At 28.1% G+C, this 23,288-nt stretch carries 30 protein-coding genes, 1 tRNA gene and 1 rRNA gene; 12 read left to right on the top strand and 20 right to left on the bottom strand.

Going from position 1 to position 23,288, the window contains the following annotated elements:
* Nucleotides 1–74 precede the first annotated feature (74 nt).
* From tolB to AMN95_RS03770, 10 genes are read right to left on the bottom strand one after another with little or no spacing between them, the layout of a single operon-like run.
* Nucleotides 75–1,427, bottom strand: coding sequence for a Tol-Pal system beta propeller repeat protein TolB (gene tolB / locus AMN95_RS03815; RefSeq protein ID WP_179850348.1), 1,353 nt, complete (start codon nucleotides 1,425–1,427; stop codon nucleotides 75–77).
* Between the two features lies 1 nt (nucleotide 1,428).
* Nucleotides 1,429–2,238: a cell envelope biogenesis protein TolA gene (locus AMN95_RS03810; protein WP_075522654.1), complete on the bottom strand. Its 810-nt coding sequence runs from the start codon at nucleotides 2,236–2,238 to the stop codon at nucleotides 1,429–1,431.
* A 7-nt stretch (nucleotides 2,239–2,245) separates the two neighbouring features.
* Nucleotides 2,246–2,662, bottom strand: a complete 417-nt coding sequence (gene tolR, locus AMN95_RS03805; protein WP_075522653.1) for a protein TolR — start codon at nucleotides 2,660–2,662, stop codon at nucleotides 2,246–2,248.
* Between the two features lie 7 nt (nucleotides 2,663–2,669).
* Nucleotides 2,670–3,344, bottom strand: a complete 675-nt coding sequence (tolQ, locus tag AMN95_RS03800) for a protein TolQ (RefSeq protein ID WP_075522652.1) — start codon at nucleotides 3,342–3,344, stop codon at nucleotides 2,670–2,672.
* A gap of 51 nt (nucleotides 3,345–3,395) precedes the next feature.
* Nucleotides 3,396–3,890: a RuvC family protein gene (locus AMN95_RS03795; protein ID WP_075522651.1), complete on the bottom strand. Its 495-nt coding sequence runs from the start codon at nucleotides 3,888–3,890 to the stop codon at nucleotides 3,396–3,398.
* A complete protein-coding gene (locus AMN95_RS03790; protein ID WP_075522650.1) occupies nucleotides 3,890–4,615 on the bottom strand; it encodes a YebC/PmpR family DNA-binding transcriptional regulator in 726 nt (241 codons plus the stop codon). Before AMN95_RS03790 ends, AMN95_RS03795 begins: the two co-directional genes overlap by 1 nt.
* Nucleotides 4,616–4,621: 6 nt before the next feature.
* Nucleotides 4,622–5,425: a TIGR00282 family metallophosphoesterase gene (locus AMN95_RS03785; RefSeq protein ID WP_075522649.1), complete on the bottom strand. Its 804-nt coding sequence runs from the start codon at nucleotides 5,423–5,425 to the stop codon at nucleotides 4,622–4,624.
* Entirely contained in the window at nucleotides 5,422–5,967 is a 546-nt protein-coding gene (locus AMN95_RS03780; RefSeq protein WP_075522648.1) for a 5-formyltetrahydrofolate cyclo-ligase, read from the bottom strand. Before AMN95_RS03780 ends, AMN95_RS03785 begins: the two co-directional genes overlap by 4 nt.
* Nucleotides 5,968–5,975: 8 nt before the next feature.
* Entirely contained in the window at nucleotides 5,976–6,419 is a 444-nt protein-coding gene (locus AMN95_RS03775; RefSeq protein WP_075522647.1) for a cell division protein ZapA, read from the bottom strand.
* Nucleotides 6,407–6,730: a coiled-coil domain-containing protein gene (locus AMN95_RS03770; RefSeq protein WP_075522646.1), complete on the bottom strand. Its 324-nt coding sequence runs from the start codon at nucleotides 6,728–6,730 to the stop codon at nucleotides 6,407–6,409. The genes AMN95_RS03775 and AMN95_RS03770 overlap by 13 nt, the downstream gene beginning before the upstream one ends.
* 53 nt (nucleotides 6,731–6,783) lie before the next feature.
* On the opposite strand from AMN95_RS03770, the gene tkt reads away from it, so the two are divergent.
* The 11 genes from tkt to AMN95_RS03715 all read left to right on the top strand — a co-directional run bounded on the left by tkt (nucleotide 6,784) and on the right by AMN95_RS03715 (nucleotide 15,037).
* Nucleotides 6,784–8,742: a transketolase gene (tkt, locus tag AMN95_RS03765; protein ID WP_075522645.1), complete on the top strand. Its 1,959-nt coding sequence runs from the start codon at nucleotides 6,784–6,786 to the stop codon at nucleotides 8,740–8,742.
* Nucleotide 8,743: 1 nt separating this feature from the next.
* Nucleotides 8,744–9,754 carry a type I glyceraldehyde-3-phosphate dehydrogenase gene (gene gap / locus AMN95_RS03760; protein WP_075522644.1) on the top strand — a complete coding sequence of 337 codons (1,011 nt, stop codon included), beginning with the start codon at nucleotides 8,744–8,746 and terminating at the stop codon, nucleotides 9,752–9,754.
* Nucleotides 9,755–9,763: 9 nt separating this feature from the next.
* Entirely contained in the window at nucleotides 9,764–10,939 is a 1,176-nt protein-coding gene (locus AMN95_RS03755) for a phosphoglycerate kinase (protein WP_075522643.1), read from the top strand.
* On the top strand, nucleotides 10,936–11,946 hold the full coding sequence (locus AMN95_RS03750; RefSeq protein WP_075522642.1) for a class I fructose-bisphosphate aldolase: 1,011 nt from the start codon (nucleotides 10,936–10,938) through the stop codon (nucleotides 11,944–11,946). Before AMN95_RS03755 ends, AMN95_RS03750 begins: the two co-directional genes overlap by 4 nt.
* On the top strand, nucleotides 11,933–12,547 hold the full coding sequence (gene thiE / locus AMN95_RS03745) for a thiamine phosphate synthase (protein WP_082256667.1): 615 nt from the start codon (nucleotides 11,933–11,935) through the stop codon (nucleotides 12,545–12,547). Before AMN95_RS03750 ends, thiE begins: the two co-directional genes overlap by 14 nt.
* The gene (efp, locus tag AMN95_RS03740; RefSeq protein ID WP_075522640.1) at nucleotides 12,544–13,104 is read left to right on the top strand and encodes an elongation factor P; all 561 of its coding nucleotides are present in this window, start codon (nucleotides 12,544–12,546) and stop codon (nucleotides 13,102–13,104) included. Before thiE ends, efp begins: the two co-directional genes overlap by 4 nt.
* A 4-nt stretch (nucleotides 13,105–13,108) precedes the next feature.
* On the top strand, nucleotides 13,109–13,849 hold the full coding sequence (locus AMN95_RS03735; RefSeq protein WP_082256666.1) for an inositol monophosphatase family protein: 741 nt from the start codon (nucleotides 13,109–13,111) through the stop codon (nucleotides 13,847–13,849).
* A 35-nt stretch (nucleotides 13,850–13,884) separates the two neighbouring features.
* Nucleotides 13,885–14,115, top strand: a complete 231-nt coding sequence (rpmE, locus tag AMN95_RS03730) for a 50S ribosomal protein L31 (protein WP_075522639.1) — start codon at nucleotides 13,885–13,887, stop codon at nucleotides 14,113–14,115.
* Nucleotides 14,116–14,697 carry a cell cycle transcriptional regulator TrcR gene (locus tag AMN95_RS03725; protein ID WP_075522638.1) on the top strand — a complete coding sequence of 194 codons (582 nt, stop codon included), beginning with the start codon at nucleotides 14,116–14,118 and terminating at the stop codon, nucleotides 14,695–14,697. It abuts the gene before it with no gap.
* Nucleotides 14,698–14,760: 63 nt separating this feature from the next.
* A complete protein-coding gene (rpsU, locus tag AMN95_RS03720) occupies nucleotides 14,761–14,955 on the top strand; it encodes a 30S ribosomal protein S21 (RefSeq protein ID WP_075484443.1) in 195 nt (64 codons plus the stop codon).
* A 5-nt stretch (nucleotides 14,956–14,960) separates the two neighbouring features.
* Nucleotides 14,961–15,037 (top strand) — tRNA-Met (locus AMN95_RS03715).
* Between the two features lie 7 nt (nucleotides 15,038–15,044).
* On the opposite strand, the gene AMN95_RS03710 is transcribed toward AMN95_RS03715, so the two are convergent.
* The 9 genes from AMN95_RS03710 to AMN95_RS03670 all read right to left on the bottom strand — a co-directional run bounded on the left by AMN95_RS03710 (nucleotide 15,045) and on the right by AMN95_RS03670 (nucleotide 21,063).
* The gene (locus AMN95_RS03710) at nucleotides 15,045–15,743 is read right to left on the bottom strand and encodes a transaldolase family protein (protein ID WP_075522637.1); all 699 of its coding nucleotides are present in this window, start codon (nucleotides 15,741–15,743) and stop codon (nucleotides 15,045–15,047) included.
* Between the two features lie 16 nt (nucleotides 15,744–15,759).
* Complete coding sequence (locus tag AMN95_RS03705) at nucleotides 15,760–16,869, bottom strand: glycosyltransferase (protein WP_075522636.1); 1,110 nt, start codon at nucleotides 16,867–16,869, stop codon at nucleotides 15,760–15,762.
* A gap of 43 nt (nucleotides 16,870–16,912) precedes the next feature.
* Complete coding sequence (locus tag AMN95_RS03700) at nucleotides 16,913–18,310, bottom strand: NAD(P)(+) transhydrogenase (Re/Si-specific) subunit beta (protein ID WP_075522635.1); 1,398 nt, start codon at nucleotides 18,308–18,310, stop codon at nucleotides 16,913–16,915.
* The gene (locus AMN95_RS03695) at nucleotides 18,311–18,619 is read right to left on the bottom strand and encodes a proton-translocating transhydrogenase family protein (protein ID WP_075522634.1); all 309 of its coding nucleotides are present in this window, start codon (nucleotides 18,617–18,619) and stop codon (nucleotides 18,311–18,313) included.
* Between the two features lie 4 nt (nucleotides 18,620–18,623).
* Entirely contained in the window at nucleotides 18,624–19,712 is a 1,089-nt protein-coding gene (locus AMN95_RS03690; protein WP_075522633.1) for a Re/Si-specific NAD(P)(+) transhydrogenase subunit alpha, read from the bottom strand.
* A 7-nt stretch (nucleotides 19,713–19,719) separates the two neighbouring features.
* Complete coding sequence (locus AMN95_RS03685; RefSeq protein WP_075522632.1) at nucleotides 19,720–19,830, bottom strand: aa3-type cytochrome c oxidase subunit IV; 111 nt, start codon at nucleotides 19,828–19,830, stop codon at nucleotides 19,720–19,722.
* A 4-nt stretch (nucleotides 19,831–19,834) separates the two neighbouring features.
* On the bottom strand, nucleotides 19,835–19,960 hold the full coding sequence (ykgO, locus tag AMN95_RS03680) for a type B 50S ribosomal protein L36 (protein WP_075522631.1): 126 nt from the start codon (nucleotides 19,958–19,960) through the stop codon (nucleotides 19,835–19,837).
* A 13-nt stretch (nucleotides 19,961–19,973) separates the two neighbouring features.
* Nucleotides 19,974–20,088, bottom strand: a 5S ribosomal RNA gene (gene rrf, locus AMN95_RS03675).
* 90 nt (nucleotides 20,089–20,178) lie between these two features.
* Nucleotides 20,179–21,063, bottom strand: coding sequence for an NAD-dependent epimerase/dehydratase family protein (locus tag AMN95_RS03670; protein ID WP_075522630.1), 885 nt, complete (start codon nucleotides 21,061–21,063; stop codon nucleotides 20,179–20,181).
* A 62-nt stretch (nucleotides 21,064–21,125) separates the two neighbouring features.
* On the opposite strand from AMN95_RS03670, the gene AMN95_RS03665 reads away from it, so the two are divergent.
* Nucleotides 21,126–22,367: an O-antigen ligase family protein gene (locus AMN95_RS03665; RefSeq protein ID WP_075522629.1), complete on the top strand. Its 1,242-nt coding sequence runs from the start codon at nucleotides 21,126–21,128 to the stop codon at nucleotides 22,365–22,367.
* Between the two features lie 14 nt (nucleotides 22,368–22,381).
* On the opposite strand, the gene AMN95_RS03660 is transcribed toward AMN95_RS03665, so the two are convergent.
* Nucleotides 22,382–23,269, bottom strand: coding sequence for a glycosyltransferase family 2 protein (locus tag AMN95_RS03660; RefSeq protein ID WP_075522628.1), 888 nt, complete (start codon nucleotides 23,267–23,269; stop codon nucleotides 22,382–22,384).
* Between the last annotated feature and the right edge of the window lie 19 nt (nucleotides 23,270–23,288).

Here is a 23,288-nt window from a genome sequence, read left to right as displayed (position 1 = left end):
ATCAATATTTCTAATACTTAGATATTTTCACACCTAATTAGAGGTTTCAAGTTAAAAAATCAAGCGATTTAACACTAATTACTTAATAATGATGACCATGATGGGTCTGAACCATCAGTAGGAGTTTTAACCATTCTTTCATTATACCCAGTAAGGTCTATTGACCATAATTTTGCTGAAAAACCTTCACCTTTTTCATCTGTTTTTGTTTCTCTATAAAAAATTAAAACTCTCCCATTAGGTGACCAAGAGGGGGCTTCTTGATAAAAATTTTCCGTCAACAATCTTTCACCACTTCCATCAGTCCTCATTACACCTATATAAAATTTTCCTTTATGTAATTTTGTAAAAGCTATTAAGTCTCCTCTTGGTGACCAAACTGGAGTTCCATAAATTCCATTGCCAAAAGAAATTCTTTTTACATTAGTTCCATCACTTTTCATTACATAAATTTGTTGATAACCACTTCTATCAGAATTGAAGCAAATATATTTTCCATTTGGAGAGTAAGAAGGTGATGTATCAATTGAAGGATGATTAGTAATTTTTTCAACGATTCTATTCTCTAGGTCCATTGTATAAATGTCAGAATTACCATCTTTTGCAAAACTCATAATAATCTTTTTTCCGTCTGGAGAAAATCTTGGTGCAAAGGTCATTCCAGGAAAATCTCCAACTACTTCTTGCATGCCAGTTTCAATATCAAGCAAATAAACTCTCGGTAAATTTCTAAAATAAGAAAGATAAGTTACCATTTGACTTGTTGGATTAAATCTTGGAGTTAAAACTAATTCATTACCTAAAGTTAAAAACTTATTGTTTGCGCCATCTTGATCCATTATCGCTAATTTCTTTATTCGTTTCGTTTTTGGTCCCTCTTCTGCAACATAGATAATTCTTGTGTCGAAATATCCTTTTTCACCAGTCAATCTTTCATATACTTTATCTGAAATAATATGCCCTACTCTTCTCCAATTTGTTGGAACTGTGGTAAAAGCAAGAGCCATCATTTCTTTTCCTGCAAGGACATCCCATAACCTAAATTCTACTCTTAACTTATTTTCAACATTACTTACTTTTCCCGTTATTAAGGCTTGAGCTTTTATTAAATTCCAATCCTCGAATCGAGGTTTTAAGTTTGCAATATCTGGAGCTTGAAGAAAAGCATCTTTATTTAATGGATTAAATAGACCTGAAATTTTCAAATTATTTTCTACAATAGATGAAATTTCTTCTCCTATATTTTTTTTATCAATTATTTTTTCAAAACTTTTTCTTGATTTTTCATCAACTGATAAAGGTGAAATAGCTACTGGTAGAGGATTTAAATTTCCCCTTGTTATATCAACTTCTATTAATGCAAAAGAATTAATTGGAAAATATAATATAAATGTTGATATTAAAAATTTTTTCAAAATACTTTTCATTCTAACCTTCTAACATTTCTCTCGCATCAAAATTTAATTGTAACTCTTTCCATCTTTCATATCCAGTGCTAGGCACTCTTAATGGTTGACATAATTTAATTGCTCTCAAGGCACTTTCTGCTAAAACCTTATAAAATCCTTGCCCAGGTCTATTCATTCTAGCATGGTCTAGTATTTCAGATTTAAGAACAGATCCATCGGGTTTTAATTCAAGTTTTATTCTTACTAATAAATTTTCATTGTACGGCAAGCCTAATGGAATACTCCAGCAACCAAAAATTTGAGCCTTAAGAGCATCTTCTTCACTTAAAGAAAGTCCAGTATTTTCGAAATTTTTTTCTTGGTCTTGAGTAACTTGATCTGTTTTCTTAACAACACTAGCTGTCTCCTCTTTAGACTTATCAATCAGCGCAGCTATATTATTTGGATCAAATAATTCATCTTTTTCAAATTCTGAAACTTGCTTTACTTCAGTGTCTATTTTTTCAGGATTTTGGGTATCGTCTTGCTCTTTTTCAACTTTCTTTAATAAATCCTCAGGCATAGGGACAGAGTCTGGTTTTTTCTTTTTTACTTTTTTGGGTGGAGCTTGCTCAGAAACTAATTTTTTTTCTTTCTTTTTAACTTCCTCAATAATCTTTTTAGCTTTAGGAGCAAATGGTATGTTTGTTTTTTCAGTTATTTGAATTAGTTCAATTGATACAATCGGAGGTAAATCAATTGCTTTTTTTGATAAAAAAGGAAGGCTCATAGCTGTCAAAATTATTATAATTATGTGTAAAACAGAAGATATTATAATACTTCTATTCACTTCAAATTTACCTTTCTTTGTAAGGCTCTGAAATTAAAGCTACTTTTGTAAAACCTGATCCTGAGAGAAGTCCCATAATTTCTAAAACTCTGCCATAATTAATTGTTTTATCACCTCTTACATATATACGAGTGTCTGTTCTGTTTTTTGATACTGCTAAAACTTTTGCAATTATTTTATCATATTCAACTTTTGACTCTTGTATATAAATTTCTCCTTTTGAATTTATAGTTAAAGTTAATGGCTCTTGTTCCTCAGGGAGAGAGTCTGCTGAACTTTCTGGTAAATCAACTTGTACACCCACAGTTAATAGTGGTGCAGTAACCATAAAAATAATTAGCAATACTAACATAACATCTACAAACGGTGTTACGTTGATTTCACTCATTGGCTCCTTTCCTGAACGATTTAATTTAAATGCCATTTTGTAATTAAATTATTGATAGAAACCTTTTTGAAAAACTTTCAAGTTTTTGAAAATATTTTTTTGAGTCATTATTGAACCGATTGTAAGCTACAACTGCTGGTATTGCTGCTAATAATCCAAGAGCAGTTGCAAATAATGCTTCGGCTATTCCTGGTGCCACAATAGCAAGACTTGTGTTTCTTGAAATAGCAATTGATTGAAAAGAATTCATTATCCCCCAAACCGTTCCGAATAAACCTATAAATGGTGCAGTTGACCCAACAGTAGCTAAAAAAGTAAATCCTTTCTCAATTTTTGACATTTGTTTTTCTATTCCAACTTCAAGAATACCTCCCATCTTTTCAGCTAAATTTGTTTTTGATTTTGACTTAAGCAATCCTTGCATGGACTCTCTGAATAATAAGGCCATTGGATCTTCAACATTTACTGATAAATTATTATAAAAAGTCTCGGCAGACTTTGATCTCCAAAATTTTTCCTCAAATTCTTCTGACGAGATATTAATTTTTTTAAATAACCTTATTTTTTCAATAATTATAGCCCAAGAATAAACTGAACAGACAATTAATATAACTATTACGGATTTTACTATAATGTCGGCTCTGATAAAAAGGTTCATTAATGAAAAATCTGCACTAGATGCTAAACCTACTGCTTGAGATGAAATATCTGCTTCCATAAATTATCTTCTCACACTCAATTGTGTCATCAATTTGACTAAGAAATCATCCTATTTATCGAGACTGAATGTTTCATAATAATAACTAGCGATTAAAATAGCATCCGCTTTATTTGTATCCTTTTTTTTTGCTAAATTTGAGGAGAAATAAGGAAATATTTCTATAGCTTTTGTTCTACTTGCGTCTTTTTCAGAGTTTATCAAATTAAAATATTTCTTCCATTTAGCTGGTCTAACAAAAAACATTGGAAGCTGCATTGCTGAGCAAATACCCTTTAAAATACCAAAAGATTGACCAAAGTTAAACATACTAGTTACACCTTGACCTGGCATTGCTGAAACTTGTTCTATAATTACTCTAACATTTTTTTTATCTGTCAATTTTATCTTCTTTAAAATCTCATTGTAAATTTGAGATCCATTTACTTGTTTCTTATTTTTCTTGCCTTCTGTCATAGTAGGCATCTCAATTACATCTAAAATTTCGCCATCCTCAAAAAAACATATTGATCCAGATATTCCAGGGTCTATAGCAATTATTAGCATTAACTTATCTTTAATTCTGCATTAGAAAAAATATTTTGTACATCATCATCATCTTCTAGTGTTTCAAAAAAATTTATCAAATTTTCCTCATTTTCTTTTGAAACTTTAACACTATTCAATGGCAGCCATTCAATATTAGTAGAAATAAAATTGTTTATTTTTTTTTCTAAATTTTTTTTTACATTGTATATTTCATTGACTGAACATTGTATCTCGTGAAATTCATCCTTAGCTAAACATTCCTCTGCGCCAGACTCCGTTGCTAATTCAAAAATTTCATCATCTGAAATTTCATCTTTGCTAATCTTTATTACGCCAATTTGATTGAAATTATGAGATGCTGAGCCCTGAGTACCTAAACTACCTCCTGATTTTTGAAAAATTGTTCTAATATTTGATGCAGTTCTATTTTTATTATCAGTTAAAGCTTCCACTATAACAGCAACTTTCTCAGGTCCAAATCCTTCATATCTTAAATTTTCAAAATTTATACCAGAGCTAACATTAGATTTGTCAATTGCTCTTTCTATGTTATCTTTTGGCATATTAGCGGACCTTGCTGCTTGTATTGCAGATCTGAGACGAGGATTCATTGATGGATCTTTATCTCCTAATTTTGCAGCTACAGTAATCTCTTTTGAAAGCTTAGAAAATAATTTTGATCTTTGCTTATCTGCTTTTCCTTTTTTATGTTTTATGCCTGCCCAATGTGAATGTCCTGCCATAATAGATTATGTATTTTTTAGTTGTCCTCCAAAAATATAACTTTTTATATCCTTTGCTAATCCAGTTTCTATATTACAATCAACAATAACTCCACTTAAAGTGGCTTCTCCTTCTGCTGGAAAATGTTTTGATGAATTTTCTTTCAAAAATCTATTTATTGAGTTTTCTTTATTCATTCCTATAACAGAATCATAATCACCACACATTCCTGCATCAGTCTGATAAGCTGTCCCACTTTTCAAAATTCGAGCATCATTAGTTGGGATGTGGGTGTGAGTTCCTACCAATAGAGTAGCTTTACCATCAAAAAAATGACCCATGGCATTTTTTTCACTAGTAATTTCTCCATGAAAATCGACAATTAAAAAATCATAATCCTCTTTTAATTTATGTTTTTTTAAAAAATTTTTTGCAGCCTCAAATACATCCTCACATTTTTTCATAAACACATTCCCCATCAAGTTCAGTACCCCAATCTTGATTCCATTATTTGATATAAAAATTTCAAAACCCTTCCCGGGCGAAGGTTCAAAAAGATTATAAGGTCTTAGCAATCTTCTCTCATTATCAATATAACTCATTATTTCCTTTTGATCCCAAACATGATTGCCAGATGTAATAACATTTACTCCACTATCAAAAAAATCATTACAAGTTTTTTTTGTTAGACCCACACCCTGTTGTGCAGAGTTTTCGCCATTGACTATTACAAAATCAATATTGTTTTTTCTTATTTCTGATTTCAAGTTATCTATTATTTTTGAACAACCAGAAGCACCAACTACATCACCTAAAAATAAAATTTTCATTCAAAAAAATTTTTTTCTGTAATTATATAATCAAGTTTTTGATCATGCTTATTAATTGGTAAATGTTTAACTTTTTGAAAAGAAAATCCTATACCTATTTTTATAATTTTAGAATTTTTCTGTAGCTTTGATAAATACCTATCATAAAAACCTCCTCCATAACCAAGTCTATTTAATCTATTATCAAAGGCTACTAAAGGTATAAGTAATATATCTGGTTTAATTTTATTTAGAGATAACGGTTCTGGTATGCCATATTTATTTATCTTTAATGGTTCAATATGAGACCATCTAATAAAATTCATTGAATTTTTTTTACCAATAACTGGTAACGAAATATGATATTTTTTTTTCTCTAAAAATTCCAAAATATTTAGAACACTCATTTCATTATTATAAGGGAAATAACCGCCTACTTTTTTTGATTTTATATTTTTTTTTTTTAAAAATCTAACAAATCTATTTGGACTAATAGATAAATTTGCTCTATAGTTTTTTTTTCTTAAATTAAGAAATTGTTTTCTGAGTTCTAATTTTTTCACTAATATACTTAAGATAATTTTTCTAAATTCACTTTTTCTAGAAAAGTTGATATTTCATCTGCTGTTTGATCTAATAATTTTTCGTAACTTTTTTGATTGTTTTCTATCTCTAATTTTAAATTATAATGTTTCTCATTCAAATTTTTTATTTCATCTTCTTTTTTATCTCTATAATCATAAACTAAACTCTTTAACTCTCTAAATTTATTTGAGAGTTCTTTCAGTTCATCTCTCTTCTGTTCAATATTTTTTTTAGTCTCATAATACTCGTCCATTATCTTAACTGCTGTTATCAAAAGTAATTTGTTTTCACCTAAATTTCCTAAATCATTTTTAAGTTGATTAAATTTTTGGTTCAACTGTATCAAAAGCTCCTCTAGGTGTTCCTCTTGACCATCATCACAGGACAATAAAAATTCTTTGCCATTAAATTTAATACTTACGTTTGCCATTTATCTATCTCTTCCAATAGAGTATCTGTTTCTTGATTTAATTCATCAATTTTTTCAGAAAACTCTATTTGTTTTTTTTGGTCTGATTTTTCTTTGTTTTTTATCTCTATTAATTTTTTTGATAAATTATCATGATCCTCTTTTAAATTTCTGTATTTATCCTCTAAGTCTTTTTTTTCAATTTCTAATTGATTTTTTTTATTGTTTAAATCTTCGATACTGCTTTCTATGTCTTTATTGCTAAGATTTAAGTTTTTTAATTTTGACAAAACTAAACTTAATTTTTTTTCTTTTTCGATAAGAGAATTCATATATATATATTTATAATATTAAATAGATTCTTCTAAGTCTACACAGGATAATTTTGAATAAACAAAACTACGATTTAGCCAATTGCATCAGATTTCTATCGATAGATGCAGTTCAAAAAGCAAATTCTGGCCACCCAGGAATGCCCATGGGTATGGCTGACGTGGTTACGGTTTTATTTAAAAATTTTCTTAATTTTAATCCTAAAAATCCAGACTGGTTAAATAGAGATAGGTTTATTTTATCTGCTGGTCATGGATCAATGCTTTTATATTCTTTGCTTTATTTAACTGGATATAAAAGTGTTTCAATTAACAGTATTAAAAAATTTAGACAAATGAATTCTATCTGTGCTGGACACCCTGAGTACCACCCAAAAACTGGAATTGAAACTACAACAGGTCCTCTTGGTCAGGGTATAGCTAATGCTGTTGGTTTTGCGATAGCTGAGGAAGTATTGAAAAAAAAATTAGGAAAAAATTTACTTAATCATAAAACGTATGTCCTGGCAGGTGATGGGTGCTTAATGGAGGGAATTAGTCATGAAGCCATGAGTCTCGCAGGTCATTTAAAACTTAAAAACTTAATTATGCTTTTTGACAATAATTCTATTTCAATAGATGGACCAACAAATCTTGCAGTTTCAGATGATTATAAAAAAAGATTTGAATCTTATGGTTGGAATTATTTTGATATAGACGGACATAATGAAAAAAAAATATTTCAAGCATTAAAAAAAGCTCAATACTCAAAAAAACCATCTATTATATCATGTAAAACAAAAATTGGTTATGGATCACCAAATAAATCAGGTAAAGCTTCTGTTCATGGTAGCCCATTGGGATTTGATGAAATAAAACTTGTAAGAGAAAAACTAAATTGGAATTATAAGCCTTTTGAAGTTCCCAAAAAATTACTTAATAAATGGAGGGAGATAGGTAGAAAAGGTGAAATTAAAGAAAAAAGATGGAATAGAAAATTTAAAAAAAACACTAAAAAATATAATAAATTTTTAAAAAATAATTTTACTAGTATTTTAAAAACTGAAAAAAAAATTGCTTTAAGTGATAAAAAAGATCTAGCTACGCGGAAATGTTCAGAATTTACTTTAAATGCATTAACAAAAAAAAATAATTTATTAATTGGCGGTTCTGCTGACTTAGCGGGATCAAATAATACAAAAACAAAAAATCATAAAATAATTAAACCAGGCGACTTCAGTGGAAATTATATCCATTATGGAGTAAGGGAGCATGCAATGAGTGGAGTGATGAACGGTCTAGCGCTCCATAGTAATATAATTCCGTATGGAGGCACATTCTTAATTTTTTCTGATTATTGCAAACCTTCAATAAGATTATCAGCATTAATGCAAAAGAGGGTAATTTATGTCATGACTCATGACTCAATCGGTTTAGGAGAAGATGGCCCAACACACCAACCAATAGAACAGTTATCTGGTTTACGTTCGATACCAAATTTAAATGTTTTTAGACCAGCTGATAGAACTGAAACAATTGAATGTTGGGAACATGCTTTAAAAAGTTCTAAAACTCCAAGTATTTTATCTTTAACGAGGCAAAATCTTAAACCAGTAAGAAAAACCTACTCAAAAACTAATAAATGTTCTTTGGGAGCTTATGAACTAATGAGAACAAATAAAAAAATAGGATTAACAATAATTGCTAGTGGCTCTGAGGTGAATTTGGCAATTGAAACAAGTCATAAATTGGCCAAAGAAAAAATATATTCAAAAGTAATATCAATGCCTTGTATGGAGCTATTCGATTTACAATCAAATTCATATCGAAATAAAATTTTAAATGAAACTAAATTTAAAATATCTATAGAAGCTGGATCTACCGATTGTTGGAAAAAATATATTGGAGCAAACGGTGCTGCATTCGGGGTCAATAATTTTGGAAAGAGTGCTCCATATAAAGATATTTTTAAATATTTTGGTTTAATAAATGCAAATATAGCGAATAAATCAAAAAAAATAATGAAAAAATAAAATGACAATTAAAATTGGTATTAATGGAATGGGCAGAATTGGCAGGATGGTTATAAGATCAATTATAGAAAGTAAAAATAAAAACCTTAAAATTCAGCACATAAATAATAGATCAAATTCAGCAACTACCTGCGCACTAATTAAGTATGACTCTATACACGGCAAGCTTAATGCAGATCTAAATTTTGATGAAAAACATTTAATAATTAATAAAAAAAAAATAACTTTTTCTCAAGAAATATCAATCGATAAAATCAACTGGAATAAATTTGGTGTAGACTATGTATTTGAATGCACTGGTAAATTTAACTCAAAAGAAAAAATCTTAGCTCACATAAATAATGGTGCCAAAAAAGTAATTGTTTCAGCTCCATGTAAGAATGCAGATAAAACAATAGTGTATGGTGTAAACGAAAAAATTTTATCTAAAGATGATCAAGTTATTTCAGCAGCATCTTGTACAACAAATTGTTTGGCTCCAGTCGTAAATGTTTTAAACAAAAATTTTGAAATTGAAAAAGGTTTTATGACTACGATACATGCTTTTACAAGTGACCAAAGAATTTTAGATAATTCACATAAAGATCCTAGAAGAGCAAGATCAGCGAGTCAATCAATAGTTCCAACATCTACCGGTGCCTCTAAAGCTATAGGAGAAATAATTCCAAGTTTAAAAGGTAAACTGGAAGGTGTGGCTATGAGAGTTCCCACACCTAATGTTTCACTGATTGAATTAGTTTTTTGCACAAAAAAAGAGATAACTAAAGATAAAATTAATAAAGCTTTTGAACTTGCTTCAAAAAAGAATCTTAAAAAAATTTTAGATGTTTCTCATGAAAAATTAGTTTCAATTGACTTTAATCACAATTCGGCATCAGCGATAGTCGATACTTCTTTAACAAATGTTGTAGAAAAACATATGGGAAAAATCTCGGCCTGGTATGATAATGAATGGGGTTTTTCAAATCGAATGTGTGATATAGCACTCTATTTATCTAAAAACTTCAATTAAAGATAACTTATGAAAAAAATTGAAGATTTAGATGATTTAAATAATAAAAAAGTTTTGTTAAGACTTGATTTAAATGTTCCATTAAAAGATGGCAAAATTCTTGATACAACTAGAATAGATAAGATTTTGCTTACTTTAAATTATCTAATAAAAAAAAAAGCAAAAATAATTATTATTTCTCACATAGGAAGACCTAAAGGTAAAATTGACAAATCTTTATCTATGTTACCTGTTTGTCATTATCTTAAAAAGAAACTTAATAAAGAAATTGAACTAGTTGATGAAAGAATTTTTAATTTTGGTTCAAATTTTATTTTCAAAAAAGAAAATGACAAAATTATTTTTTTAGAAAATATTAGATTTTATGAGCAAGAGGAAAAAAACGATGAAGAGTTTGCCAAAACTCTGTCTAATTTAGGAGAAATATACGTTAATGATGCATTTTCTTGTTCACATAGAGCTCATGCCTCAGTGGATAAAATCACAAAATTTTTACCTTCATACTGTGGAATACAAATGGATACAGAGATATCTGCATTAAGTAAAGTAACATCAAACATTGATAGACCAATCACTTGTATTATAGGAGGTTCAAAAATTTCAACAAAATTAACCGTGATTAAAAATTTAATTCCTAAATTCGAAAATCTTATATTTGTTGGAGGCATGGCCAATAATATTTTAAAACATAAAGGTTTCAATATTGGTAAATCAATATATGAAACAGAATATCATTTAATTATTGACGAAATTTTCTCTTTAGCAAAAAAATATGAGTGCAAAATTATATCTCCAATAGATGTTGCAGTTGGTAAAAAGGTAGAAGATAAAGCAATGATTAAAGAGTTATCCGACATACAAAATGATGACATTATTTTAGATATTGGACCAAAAACTATCGATTTAATTTATTCAATATTGGATAAAAGCAAAACAGTATTATGGAATGGGCCTGCAGGATACTTTGAAAATCCTAATTTTGCAGTTGGGAGTAAAGCAATAGCAAAAAAAATTAGTGATTTAAAAAATAAAATTTATTCTGTTGCTGGTGGTGGAGATACAATCGCGGTGTTAAATAAAACCAAAGCGATAGAAAAACTTAATTTTGTTTCAACTGCTGGTGGTGCTTTTTTAGAGTATCTTGAAGGTAAAGAAATTCCTGGTATAAAAGCCCTCAATTTATGACTGAGTTAAACAAAATAGCCCACAAAATTTTAGAAAAAGGTAAGGGTATTCTTGCTGCTGATGAAAGCACCGGAACTATGACTAAAAGATTACAAAGTGTAAATGTAGAGTCAAGTGCTAAAAACAGAATCTTGTTTAGAGAAACTTTATTTTCTTCAAAAGGGACTAGTGATTTTATTGGAGGAGTAATTTTATACGACGAGACGATTAGACAAAATTCAAGTGATGGCAAAAGTATTCCAAATCTTCTTTCTGAAGTAGGCTCTATAGCTGGCATAAAAGTTGACACAGGGGCTAAACAAATGGCAGGAAGTCCAGATGAAAAAATAACTGAAGGTTTAGACGGTTTAAGAGAAAGATTAAAAGAATATTCAAAACTTGGAGCAAAATTTACCAAATGGAGAGGGGTATACAATATTTCAAAAAAATATCCTAGCAAACTTTCAATTAAATCTAATGCGCACGCGCTAGCTAGATACGCAGCATTAGTTCAAGAGTGTGGAATGGTTCCAATAGTAGAGCCTGAAGTTCTAATGGATGGTAATCATTCTGCAGATGATTGTTTCAATAAAACATCAGAAGTAATAAAAAAATGCTTTGAAGAGTTAGTTTTACATAAAATTGATTTATCTGGAGTAATTTTGAAGCCAAATATGATACTTGCCGGATTAGAGTCAAAAAACCAAATATCAAATGAGGACACAGCTAAACTTACTGTAAAGTGTTTAAGGGAATCGGTTCCAAAAGAAGTGCCTGGTATAGCTTTTCTTTCTGGAGGTCAAACAGAAATTCAAGCAACCAAAAATTTAAATCTAATAAATAAATTTAATAATACAAATTTTATTATGTCCTATTCATATGGAAGAGCTCTACAGCAAAGTGCATTAAAACATTGGGCAAAAGATACTCAAGATATTAAGGGCACTCAAGCAGTGTTTGATCACAGAGCTAAAATGTGTAGTTTAGCTGCTCAAGGAAAATGGTCGAGCGAACTTGAGAATAAATAAGAAAAAATTTATATATCTTATCTCACCCAATAAAGTTTATAAAAACTTTTATAGAGATCTAAAAGAAGTTCTTAAAACAAAAAAAATAAGCTTTTTTCAGATGAGATTTAAAAATTACTCCTTAAAAAAAAAAATAGAAATTGGAAAAAAAATAAAAAAAATTTGTAAACAAACAAATGTGAAATTTTTAGTAAATGATAGCCCTTGGCTAGCAAAAGAAATTAATGCTGACGGATGTCATTTGGGCCAGAAAGATAAAAGTGTTAAAGAAGCTCGAGAATTAATTAACAATAAAATTATTGGAATAACCTGTCACAATTCATTAAAATTTGCTAGAAACGCGATAAATGATGGTGCTGATTATATCGCCTTTGGAGCATTTTTCCCCTCAAAAACAAAAAAAGTAAAATATAAAGCGAATTTACAATTATTAAAAAAACTCAAAATCTCAGCTAATATTCATGTTGTTGCTATAGGCGGGATAAATAATCTAAACTACAAAAAACTTTTGTTGAACAAAGCAGACTTTTTGGCTATCTCAGGTTACATTTGGAATAATAAGAAACTTAAACCAGTAGATACAATTGAATATTTAAAATGAAAATAAATGCGAATGAAATAAGAGTTGGAATGCTTTTGGAATACAAAAATGACTTATGGCAAGTTTTAAAAACGCAACACGTTAAACCTGGAAAAGGTGGTGCGTTTGCTCAAGTTGAAATGAAAAGTGTAAACAAAAATACAAAACTTAATGAAAGATTTAGATCTAGTGAAACTGTAGAGAAAGCGTCTGTAGAAGAAACCAATTTTAATTATATTTATGAAGATGAAAATAATTATTTTTTCATTGATCCAAAATCATTTGAACAAATTGAGGTTAAAAAAGATATAATAGGTGATAAAGGTAAATTACTTACAGAAAATTTAGAAGTTTCTATAAGTTTTTATAACGATAATCCAATTTCTGTATCCTTACCAAATCAAGTCAATTGTAAAATTAAATCAACAGATGTTGCTTTAAAAGGACAAACAGTTTCATCTTCATATAAGCCTGCGATATTAGAAAACGGCCTAAGTATAAATGTACCTCCATTTATTGAGGCAGAAGATAATGTTATTATTGATACAAGAAATTTAGAATATATTAAAAAAGTTTAATTCTGTGAAATCAATATCTGCAAACTTAAATATAATGATAAAAGCAAGTGAGAAAGCTTCAAAAATTCTTATTAGAGATTTTGGTGAAATCGAAAAATTACAAGTTTCTAAAAAAGGTCCATTAGATTTTGTTACCAATTCAGATCTAAAAGCAGAAAAAATAATAATTGATGAGCTTAAAAAAGCTAGACCAAATTATTCAATTATTAGTGAGGAGCATGGAATAGAGACTAACAAAGATAAAAACAATACATGGATAATTGATCCAATTGATGGAACTATAAATTTTTTACATGGCATACCACATTTTGCAATTTCAATCGCTCTTAAATCAGATAACGAAATAATTTCAGGTCTAGTTTTTGATCCAATTAAAAACGAAATGTTTTTTGCTGAAAAAAATAACGGTGCATATTTTAATAATCACAGAGTAAGAGTTTCAAAAAAAAATCAGATTAATGATTGTTTGTTTGTCACTGGAGGAAAGATTAAAGCAGAGTTTGATTTATTATATAGAAAATCAGGATGTGCAGCTCTTGATTTGGCCTATGTTGCAGCAGGTAGATATGATGGATATTTCCAGAACGATTTAAATCTCTGGGACATTGCCGGAGGAATTATATTAGTAAAAGAAGCTGGTGGAATAATTAATGAAATTGATATGTCAGTCAATAAAAATATTAAAATTATTGCCTCTAGTGCTGATATTAATATAAAATTGTTAGAAAAATTGAATAACTTTTAATTGTTTTAGAAAATTCTTTTGTTATAAGTCTCGTCATGAAAAAAAATATTCATCCTAATTATCATTCAATAAAAGTTGAGATGACTGACGGAACACAATTTGAAACAAAATCTACCTGGGGAAAAGAGGGTGAGGTTTTAAAGTTAGAGATTGACCCAAAATCACACTCAGCATGGACAGGTGGTAAGCAAAAACTAATGGACAAGGGAAGAATAAGTAAATTTAATAAAAAATTTCAAAATTTTAAATCAGAAAATAAAAGTTAAATGTCAAATGCACCTTTAATGCCAATGGCTACTGCTGTTTGGTTAGTTGAAAATACTACCCTGACATTTAAACAAATTGCTGATTTTTGCAAAATGCATGAAGTAGAAATACAGGGAATAGCAGACGGAGAGGTTGCTAAAGGGATTAAAGCTTATAATCCAATCATATCTGGACAATTGACAAGAGAAGAGATTGAGCTTTCGTCAAAAGATGAAAATAGAGAATTAAAAATTAAAAGCACAGATATAGAAATTTCCAACTCAGAAAAAAAAACTAAAAAATATATTCCACTTTCAAAAAGACAAGACAAACCTGACTCTGCTCTGTGGTTATTAAAACAATATAATATTCTTAAAGATTCACAAATTGCAAAATTAGTTGGTATTACAAAAAATTCTGTAACATCAATTAGAAACAAAAGTTATTGGAATTATAATAATTTAAATCCTAAAGATCCTGTAGCATTGAATTTATTTTCTCAAAAAGATTTAATTAATGCTATAGAGAAAGCAGAGCGAAGAATTAAAAGAGAGAAAAAACAAAAAGAAAAAGAAAAACTATCTCAACTTACTGAAAATTAATGAATAAAATTTATAGACATAAAAAAATAAAAGTGTTAATTACTCACTTTTTTGGAGGTAGTTATTAAAATAGAAGTAAAAGATAATAATGTTGAACAAGCTCTAAGAGTTTTAAAAAGAAAACTTCAAAGAGATGGTTTTTTTAAAGTAATAAAGCTGAAAAATACATACGAAAAACCATCAGAAAAAAAAAAGAGAATATTGCAAGAAAACATTAAAAGAGTAAAAAAACTTAATAAACTTAAAAATAGAATTTAATTTACCGCGGGGTGGAGCAGTCTGGTAGCTCGTCAGGCTCATAACCTGAAGGTCGGCGGTTCAAATCCGTCCCCCGCAACCAATTATCTTTAAATTTTAAATTTAGATTTTTTGCTATCTACAAGAAATGCTTTTACTGTTTCTAAAGTAAGCCTATCAAATGTTTTTCCAAAATTTTCTATTTTCTCAATAATTTGGGGAGGGATAGTAATTATATGACAACCAATTTGTTTTGATTGAACATAATTATAAGGTTCCCTTACACTCGCCCATAAAATTTCTACGTTTTTAAAATTTTTTGCATATTTAATACTTTTAATAAATTCAGGTATTGGATCTTTGCCAACATCTGCTGCTCTTCCAGCAAATATAGAAATTATCACCTTAGATTTTTTATTTATCATCTTAAGAATTTTTTTTGTCTGATTTGCGGTGTAAACTGCTGTAATATTCAACTTTATGTTTCTTTGGTTAAGTTCTTTAATAACTTTGCCGGTGAATTTTTTTTTAGTATTTATCACTGGAACTTTCACATAAATATTTTTACCCCAGCTATTCATTTTAATGCCTTGACTTATCATAGAGTCTTGATCATCAGCAAAAACCTCTAAAGAGATAGGCTTATTTTTAGAGGCTTGAACTAATTTTTTTGAGTAAGTTTCGTAGTTTTTCGCACCCGCCTTCCTCATTAAACTTGGATTTGTTGTAAAACCTTTAACTATCTTTTTTTTACTAAATTTTTTAATTAAGCTTATATCAGCAATGTCACAGAAGATTTTAGTTGGCATAAATTAAATCAAAATTTTAATTTTTATAAAAACTGTTTAAATAATCATAATATTTTTTAACTTGATTTGAAATTAAAAAACGATTTAATTTTCTTTTCGCATAAGCATTTTTTTTTAAAGAAAGAGAATAATTTTGAATTGCAAACGACATTTTTTGTGCAAGTATTTGAGGTGAACCTGATTTAACTAAGTAACCACCTTTTCCGTTCAATAATATTTCACTAGGTCCACTAGGGCAGTTTGTTGAAATACATGGAATGTTATAATTAATAGCATCAATTAGAACATTGCCTAAACCCTCATACTTTGAGCTAAATACAAATAATTTTGAATTTTTTAAATAAAAGGATGTGTTCTGTTTCCAACCTTTAAAAATAACTTTATCATTAATTTTGAGGTCAATGGATAATTGTTTAAGTTTATTTTCTAAATTTCCCTTACCCAATATTAATAATTTATATTTTTTATTTGTTTTAGAAAATATCTGAAAAGCTTTTATCAAGGTTGAATGATCTTTTTGTTTTCTCAATCTACCAATATTAATTATGATATTTTTTTTTAAATGCTTTTTATTATTTTTACTTTTAAGATAAGGATTATAGATGGGTTTAATCTTTTTTCTATTAATTACAAAATATTTTAAACTTTTTCCTGATCCAACAGAATTAGTAACTATTCCATCTGCGAAATTATAAAAACAAATCTTTAACAAAGTTGTTATAAATGCAAATAGTCTATTTTCTGCATGGAGAATAGAAAAAATAGCATTTTCAGAGTTTCTTATTATAACTTTTTGATTTTTTATGATTCCAATAATAATAGCTGCAACGTTACTTTGCATTGAATGAATAACAAATTTTTTTTTTTTTTGGTTTACAATGTTGAATAAAATTATCATTGCATTTATTGCTGTAGAAAATCTTTCTGGGAAAAATGGAATAATGAATTTTTTTTTTACCTCAAAAAAATTAAATTTAAATTTTTTTTGATCTATTACCTTTAAAGCATTCTTTGTACTTATTAAATTTATTTTAAAGGAATTGTTATTCTCAATTAAATTTTGAAGTATTTTTTCTACTCCACCTCTCTCAAAAGAGGGATAAAATAATATTAATTCATTGTTCATTATATTATTTTAATTTATTAAAATTATTTTAATGAACAAGATATTAATTCAAACTCTTTGTTATTTCCTCTGTCATTTTTTTTGCATCAGCAAACAACATTAATGTATTTTCTTTATAGAATAAATCATTATCTATACCTGCATATCCTGGTGAAAGACTTCTTTTTACAAATAAAACGGATTTACATTTTTCAACATCTAAAACTGGCATACCATAAATTGGACTTTGTGGATCTGTTTTTGCAACAGGATTAGTTACATCATTTGCTCCAATTACGTATGCCACATCTGCATGAGCAAAATCGTTGTTAATTTCCTCTAATTCAAAAACCTCATCATATGGAACATTTGCTTCTGCTAACAAAACATTCATGTGGCCTGGCATTCTTCCTGCAACAGGGTGAATTGCATATGAAACTTTTATTCCGTTTTTTTTCAAAGTATCTACCATCTCTCTAAGTGCATGTTGTGCTTGCGCGACTGCCATTCCATATCCGGGTACAATAATAACAGACGAAGCATTTTTCATTAAGAAAGCAGCGTCGTCAGCATTTCCACTTTTAACTGGTCTTTGTTCTTTATCTTGGTCTTTTGAAATTTGATCAGTAGATCCAAATCCTCCTAGAATGACATTAAAAAATGACCTGTTCATCCCCTTACACATAATATACGATAATATTGCACCAGATGAACCAACTAGAGCTCCTGTAATAATTAAAGCTGAATTTTCTAAAGTAAATCCGATTCCAGCTGCAGCCCATCCTGAGTATGAATTAAGCATAGAAATTACAACAGGCATATCTGCACCACCAATAGGAATAATTATTAGAAAGCCGATTAAAAATGAAATTGCGATCAAAACCCAAAATAGTGAAGATGATTGAGTTAAACATAAATAAAAAGTTAGAATTACAATAGATGTTAATATTAATGCATTTAATAAATGTTGACCTTTAAAAGTTATTGGTGCACCTGACATTATTCCTTGAAGCTTAAGAAAGGCAATTACCGAACCAGAAAATGTTATCGCTCCAACAGCCGCTCCAATTGACATTTCTATCAAACTAGCAAGCTTTATATTTCCTGGAGTTCCGAGGTTAAAAGCTTCTGGATTTATGAAAGCTGAAATTGCCACGAAAACTGCCGCTAAACCAACTAAGCTATGAAAACCAGCTACTAACTCTGGCATTGCGGTCATAGGAATTCTATATGCTATGAAAGCTCCAATACCACCTCCAATTGCTAAAAATATGAGCACGTAAACAAATCCCTCCGTAAAATTGTTTATAGATAGAAATGTTACTGAAATAGCTATCACCATCCCAATTATTCCAAATAAATTACCTTGCCTTGATGTTTCAGGAGAAGATAACCCTCTTAAGGCTAAAATGAACAATACACCTGATATTAGATATAAAATTGCAGAGAGGTTTGCTGACATTTACTTGTCCTTTTTCTTTTTTTTATACATTGCTAACATTCTTTGGGTAACAAGAAATCCACCAAAAATATTTACAGCAGCTAGAATAATCGCTAAAAAACCAAATATACTAGATGTAGAAAAGACTACTCCGTCACTACCCGATAAAGCAGCTATAATCGCACCAACTATAATCACAGATGATATTGCATTAGTAACTGACATCAAAGGAGTATGTAAGGATGGAGTAACGCTCCATACCACATAGTATCCAACAAAAATTGACAATATAAATATACTTAATCTGAATATAAAAGGGTCTATTTCCATAATACTATTTAATTAATGTTTTTTCTATAATCTCATCCTCTAAATTTAGATTTAATTTTTTGTTTTCTTTATCATATAAATTAGAAACAAAATTAAATACATTCTTTGCATATAAATTGGAAGCAGATACAGGTAATTTATTTAATATATTGCCCTCACCCAATATTTTTACGCCATTTTTTTCGACAATTTTGTCAACTTCTGTAAAAACAGTATTTCCTCCTTGTATTGCAGCTAAATCGTATATTACTGAACCTGGTTGAAAATTTTTAAACATTTCCTGTTTAATAATCTTAGGAGCCTCTCTACCTGGAATTAAAGCTGTGCATATTACGATATCTATTTTTTTTAGAGTTTCTGATAAAAGCTCTTCTTGTTTTAATTTGAAATCTGCAGAGGCTTCTTTAGCATATCCGCCCTCTGTCTCTAAATTTTCAGCACCTTCAACAGTTAAGAATTTCCCTCCTAAACTTTCAACTTGTTCTTTTGACGCCATTCTAACGTCTGTTGCAAATACTATGGCTCCCATTCTTTTTGCAGTAGCAATTGCCTGTAAACCAGCAACTCCAGCTCCAACTACCAAAACTTTAGCTGCGGGTATGGTCCCTGCTGCTGTCATCATCATTGGAATTGCTTTTTCATAAATCTTAAATGCTTCAATTACAGCTTTGTATCCAGCGAGGTTTGCTTGGGAAGACAAAATATCCATTGATTGAGCTCTTGTTATTCTTGGTAGCAATTCCAAAGAAAAACAATTTACTTTTTTTGATTTTAAGCTTTCTAATTTTTCTTTATTTGAAAAAGAATTTAATGTACCGATAAGACTTTTATTTTCTTTTAAATTATTTAACTTATCATCCTCTGGTAATGCTACTTGGACAACTATGTCTGCATTATCTAATACTTTTTTATCATCATCTAAAATATTTACTCCTAAATCTTTAAAATCATTATCTTCAAAACCTAAATGAGATCCATAACCTCTTTGTATAAATAAATTAAATCCAAGTCCTAAATATTTTTTTGCTATTTCTGGTGTTATAGCAACTCTTTTTTCAATAGTTATGTTTTCTGAAATTGAGGCTAAATTCATTTTATTATCACAACAGAAAAATTGCCATCGAAATGAGTATTATAACCACTGCGATGGATCCCCACAAAACAAATTTTGTAAAATTATTCCAAGTTTCTTTATGGCTTTTATCATCCATAAAATTATTTTTGTCTTGCTTTAAATTTAGGATTATTTTTATTTATAATATAAACTCGGCCTCTTCTTCTAACTAGCTTAGAATTTAGATCTCTTTTTTTAATTGATTTTAACGAGCTTTTTATTTTCATAAATTTTATTAAATGCCGGCAACGTCCTACTCTCCCATGCCTTAAGACAAAGTACCATCGGCGCTAAAAGGCTTGACTTCCGAGTTCGGAATGGGATCGGGTATAACACTTTTGCAATAATCACCGGCAAGCGTCGTATAAATTAAAATAGCCTTCATGTAAACTGTTAAAAAACTACAAATCTAAACATTAATCTCAATCTTTTGGAGAATAATTTTCTATAAATTACTTTTTATTATTGATTTTATGTAGGATTTTAAGTCCACAGAGCCATACATTTTAATTATTTTATTTGACAAATTCATAGATGCTAATGCAGATGCATATCTTTCGCCTTTTCTGGCAGGTAATCTAATAATTTTACTATTAAATAATTTTGCAACTTCCATTATTGAATATTTTTTTTTATGTGAAATGCTATAGTGTTTATTCTTGTTTTTTTTCCATGCTAACAAACAAACTTTGATTGTATCATCTATATGTGTAAATCTTCTGGATTGTGTACCAGGATTAACAACGGTAAGAGGTTTTTTTTGTTTATATAAATTTTCAAAAATTCCAATCACAGTAGCCATCTTGCCTTTGCAAATTTGACCAGAACCGTAAACATTATAAAAATAAATAACTTCAAATTTAAAATTAAACCAATTTTTCAAATTTTCTAATAATTCTAAATTTTTTGACTTTGTAAAAGCATATGGAGATAAATCTTTGTCTTTTCCATGATTACCTAAACTTGCGGATGTAGCAGAATAAACCAATTTTATTTTGTTTTCCAAGCAAAAGTTAAAAACTGCTTTTGTTCCAATAAGATTTGAATTTAAACATTGATCAAAATTTTTAAAACTTTGATAAATTCTTGCAAATTCCCCAAAATGAAAAACTGTGTGAATTTTTTTTCTCAGCTTATGAAGGGTTAAATTAATATTCTTAGTTTCATTTTTAAGATATTTAACTCTTTTACTCGAAACATGGTTTTTTTTTGATCCCGATGAATAATTATCAATACTTATTAAATTTTTATTTGTTTGTTTTAATAATCCTTTAATAAGATTTGAGCCAACAAATCCTGCTCCACCAGTAATAATAATATATTTTTTCATTTAATTGATTATCTTTAATTTGATGTTGATTACATCATTTATAAAAGATAACAATATTTTTTATGAATTTCATATCAAATTTAAAATTTTATCAAGATGATAAATTATCGGCCTATCTGACATTTTTTTTATCAATTTTACCAATTTCATTACTTACTGGAAGTGCCATAGTAAATCTAAATTTATTGATAATTTCCTTGTTATACTTATTAATACTCCTAAAAAAAAAAGTGATAAATTTATTTAGTGATAAATATTTTATCTTATTATTGTTATTTTGGTTTTCACTTCTACTAAATCTAATATTTAGTTTAAATTTTGAAAATAGCATTTCTAGAGCTGTTGGATTTATAAGATTTTTAATTTTAGCTCTAGCTTTTAAATATTGCTTTGAACTTAAAAATGAGTTTTACAAAAATATAATAATAAAAACTTGGTCTCTCATATTAGCAGTTGTTATAATTGATTTAATTTTTGAATACATCACTGGTTTTAATACTTTAGGGTATAAATCATATATGCCAGGAAGATTGGCGGGATTTCTAAATCAAGAATTAATTATAGGACATTATTTCAGTGCATTTTTTTTAATAGTTGCAGTTTATATCTATCAAAAATACAAATCTCAAAAAATATTATTATTAACTTTAACTTTTTTTCTAATTATCTCATTACTCATAGGAGAAAGAGGTAATTTTTTAAGAGTTTTAAGTATGATTATTTTGTTTGTATTCATTGTTAATAAAAATTTATGGTATAAAAAATTAATATTTTTATTCTCATTCATAATAATCATATTTGGTATAATGAGTTTTAATATCAATCTTAAATATAGATTTTATAATCAATTTTTAGAGCCATTTATAAAACTTGATATTGATTACATTACCAAAAACAACATATATTTTAACATTTATGATAAAGGTTATAGTGTTTTTAAAGAAAATAAATTATTTGGAGTTGGATTAAAAAATTTCAGAATAGAGTCACAAAAACAAAAATATACTAACGAAAATTTGTCAGTAAGTAAATATCTCAATACTACACATCCTCACCAAGTTCATTTAGAATTTTTATCTGAGACAGGAATTTTTGGATATTCTAGTTTTATTATCTTTATCTTATTTAGTTTTTACTACAGCATAAAAAATTATTTTCAAAAAGGAAATTTTTATTCTCTAGCAAGCATGTTATTTATTCTTATGTCAATTGCCCCCCTAATTCCAAGTGGAAGTTTTTTTACAACATATGGTGCAACTTTTTTTTGGTTAAATTATGGAATTATGATTTCTAAAAATAAATGAAATTCATTTTTATTTTAATACCTCTTTATCTCATATGAAAAAAATGTAACTGACAAAATACCAAATATTTTAAAGATCAAATGAAAAATTTTTAAAATTGAACTTTTAGGGCTGAAAGGTAATCGTAAACAATTAATTATCATTTTTAAAAAATTATAAAATATGGAAATTATCAGGATAAAAAAATAAGTCTTTTTAAACAAATTTTTATAAATATAAAATGATGAGCACCCATAACCAAAAGATCTTTTTATAAACCAAATAAAATTATTTCTTTTTTTTGAACTTTCTTCATAAACTATTGATAGATTGTTCCATAATATTTTATATCCCTTTTTTTTCAATTCCATAAAAAATAGTTGATCTTCCCCTCCAATTTTTTGAATATTTAAATCAAACTTTGGTTTTTCTTTATTTAATAGATTTTTTTTAAAAATAACATTATTTGTCGATGCCCAATTTAGGCTTTTTCCTCTTTCAAACTTTCTTTCTATAAGGTTAATATAAAGATTATTTTTAGATTGATGAGGTCCGGTAATTATATCGCAATTATATTCTTTGATAAAATTCAAATTTTCAATCAACCAACGTTTATCAACAATACAATCATCATCAAAAAAGACCATATAATCGAAATTAATTTTGCTAGCTTCATGAAGACATCTGTTTCTTGCAAAAGAAATTCCTATATTTTCTTCTAAAAAAAATTTTATTGATCTAACATTTCTATAGAAAAATTTACTTTTATTAAGCCTAGACTTAAGTTCATTTTCGACAACTATAATGTTTAAATATATATCATTTATTTTTAAAAGATTGTTTAAACTTTTTAGTAATCTACCTAATTTTTTTTTTCTATTTTGAGTACAAATACAAACTAAAAGTTTAATTTTTTTATTCATTTAAAACTAATTGATAACC

It is taken from the genome of Candidatus Pelagibacter communis (assembly GCF_001180185.1).
In the GTDB taxonomy this organism is placed as follows: domain Bacteria; phylum Pseudomonadota; class Alphaproteobacteria; order Pelagibacterales; family Pelagibacteraceae; genus Pelagibacter; species Pelagibacter ubique_F.
Note: the sequence above shows the minus strand (reverse complement) of the source record. Positions and strands in the feature narration are given on the sequence as shown.

Coding starts and splice junctions, on each gene's coding strand:
- tolB (WP_179850348.1), bottom strand. CDS start 1,427: ATGAAAAGTATTTTGAAAAAATTTTTAATATCAACATTTATATTATAT.
- tolR (WP_075522653.1), bottom strand. CDS start 2,662: ATGGCATTTAAATTAAATCGTTCAGGAAAGGAGCCAATGAGTGAAATC.
- tolQ (WP_075522652.1), bottom strand. CDS start 3,344: ATGGAAGCAGATATTTCATCTCAAGCAGTAGGTTTAGCATCTAGTGCA.
- AMN95_RS03795 (WP_075522651.1), bottom strand. CDS start 3,890: ATGCTAATAATTGCTATAGACCCTGGAATATCTGGATCAATATGTTTT.
- AMN95_RS03790 (WP_075522650.1), bottom strand. CDS start 4,615: ATGGCAGGACATTCACATTGGGCAGGCATAAAACATAAAAAAGGAAAA.
- AMN95_RS03785 (WP_075522649.1), bottom strand. CDS start 5,425: ATGAAAATTTTATTTTTAGGTGATGTAGTTGGTGCTTCTGGTTGTTCA.
- AMN95_RS03775 (WP_075522647.1), bottom strand. CDS start 6,419: ATGGCAAACGTAAGTATTAAATTTAATGGCAAAGAATTTTTATTGTCC.
- AMN95_RS03770 (WP_075522646.1), bottom strand. CDS start 6,730: ATGAATTCTCTTATCGAAAAAGAAAAAAAATTAAGTTTAGTTTTGTCA.
- gap (WP_075522644.1), top strand. CDS start 8,744: ATGACAATTAAAATTGGTATTAATGGAATGGGCAGAATTGGCAGGATG.
- AMN95_RS03755 (WP_075522643.1), top strand. CDS start 9,764: ATGAAAAAAATTGAAGATTTAGATGATTTAAATAATAAAAAAGTTTTG.
- AMN95_RS03750 (WP_075522642.1), top strand. CDS start 10,936: ATGACTGAGTTAAACAAAATAGCCCACAAAATTTTAGAAAAAGGTAAG.
- efp (WP_075522640.1), top strand. CDS start 12,544: ATGAAAATAAATGCGAATGAAATAAGAGTTGGAATGCTTTTGGAATAC.
- rpmE (WP_075522639.1), top strand. CDS start 13,885: ATGAAAAAAAATATTCATCCTAATTATCATTCAATAAAAGTTGAGATG.
- AMN95_RS03725 (WP_075522638.1), top strand. CDS start 14,116: ATGTCAAATGCACCTTTAATGCCAATGGCTACTGCTGTTTGGTTAGTT.
- AMN95_RS03710 (WP_075522637.1), bottom strand. CDS start 15,743: ATGCCAACTAAAATCTTCTGTGACATTGCTGATATAAGCTTAATTAAA.
- AMN95_RS03705 (WP_075522636.1), bottom strand. CDS start 16,869: ATGAACAATGAATTAATATTATTTTATCCCTCTTTTGAGAGAGGTGGA.
- AMN95_RS03700 (WP_075522635.1), bottom strand. CDS start 18,310: ATGTCAGCAAACCTCTCTGCAATTTTATATCTAATATCAGGTGTATTG.
- AMN95_RS03695 (WP_075522634.1), bottom strand. CDS start 18,619: ATGGAAATAGACCCTTTTATATTCAGATTAAGTATATTTATATTGTCA.
- AMN95_RS03690 (WP_075522633.1), bottom strand. CDS start 19,712: ATGAATTTAGCCTCAATTTCAGAAAACATAACTATTGAAAAAAGAGTT.
- AMN95_RS03685 (WP_075522632.1), bottom strand. CDS start 19,830: ATGGATGATAAAAGCCATAAAGAAACTTGGAATAATTTTACAAAATTT.
- ykgO (WP_075522631.1), bottom strand. CDS start 19,960: ATGAAAATAAAAAGCTCGTTAAAATCAATTAAAAAAAGAGATCTAAAT.
- AMN95_RS03670 (WP_075522630.1), bottom strand. CDS start 21,063: ATGAAAAAATATATTATTATTACTGGTGGAGCAGGATTTGTTGGCTCA.
- AMN95_RS03665 (WP_075522629.1), top strand. CDS start 21,126: ATGAATTTCATATCAAATTTAAAATTTTATCAAGATGATAAATTATCG.
- AMN95_RS03660 (WP_075522628.1), bottom strand. CDS start 23,269: ATGAATAAAAAAATTAAACTTTTAGTTTGTATTTGTACTCAAAATAGA.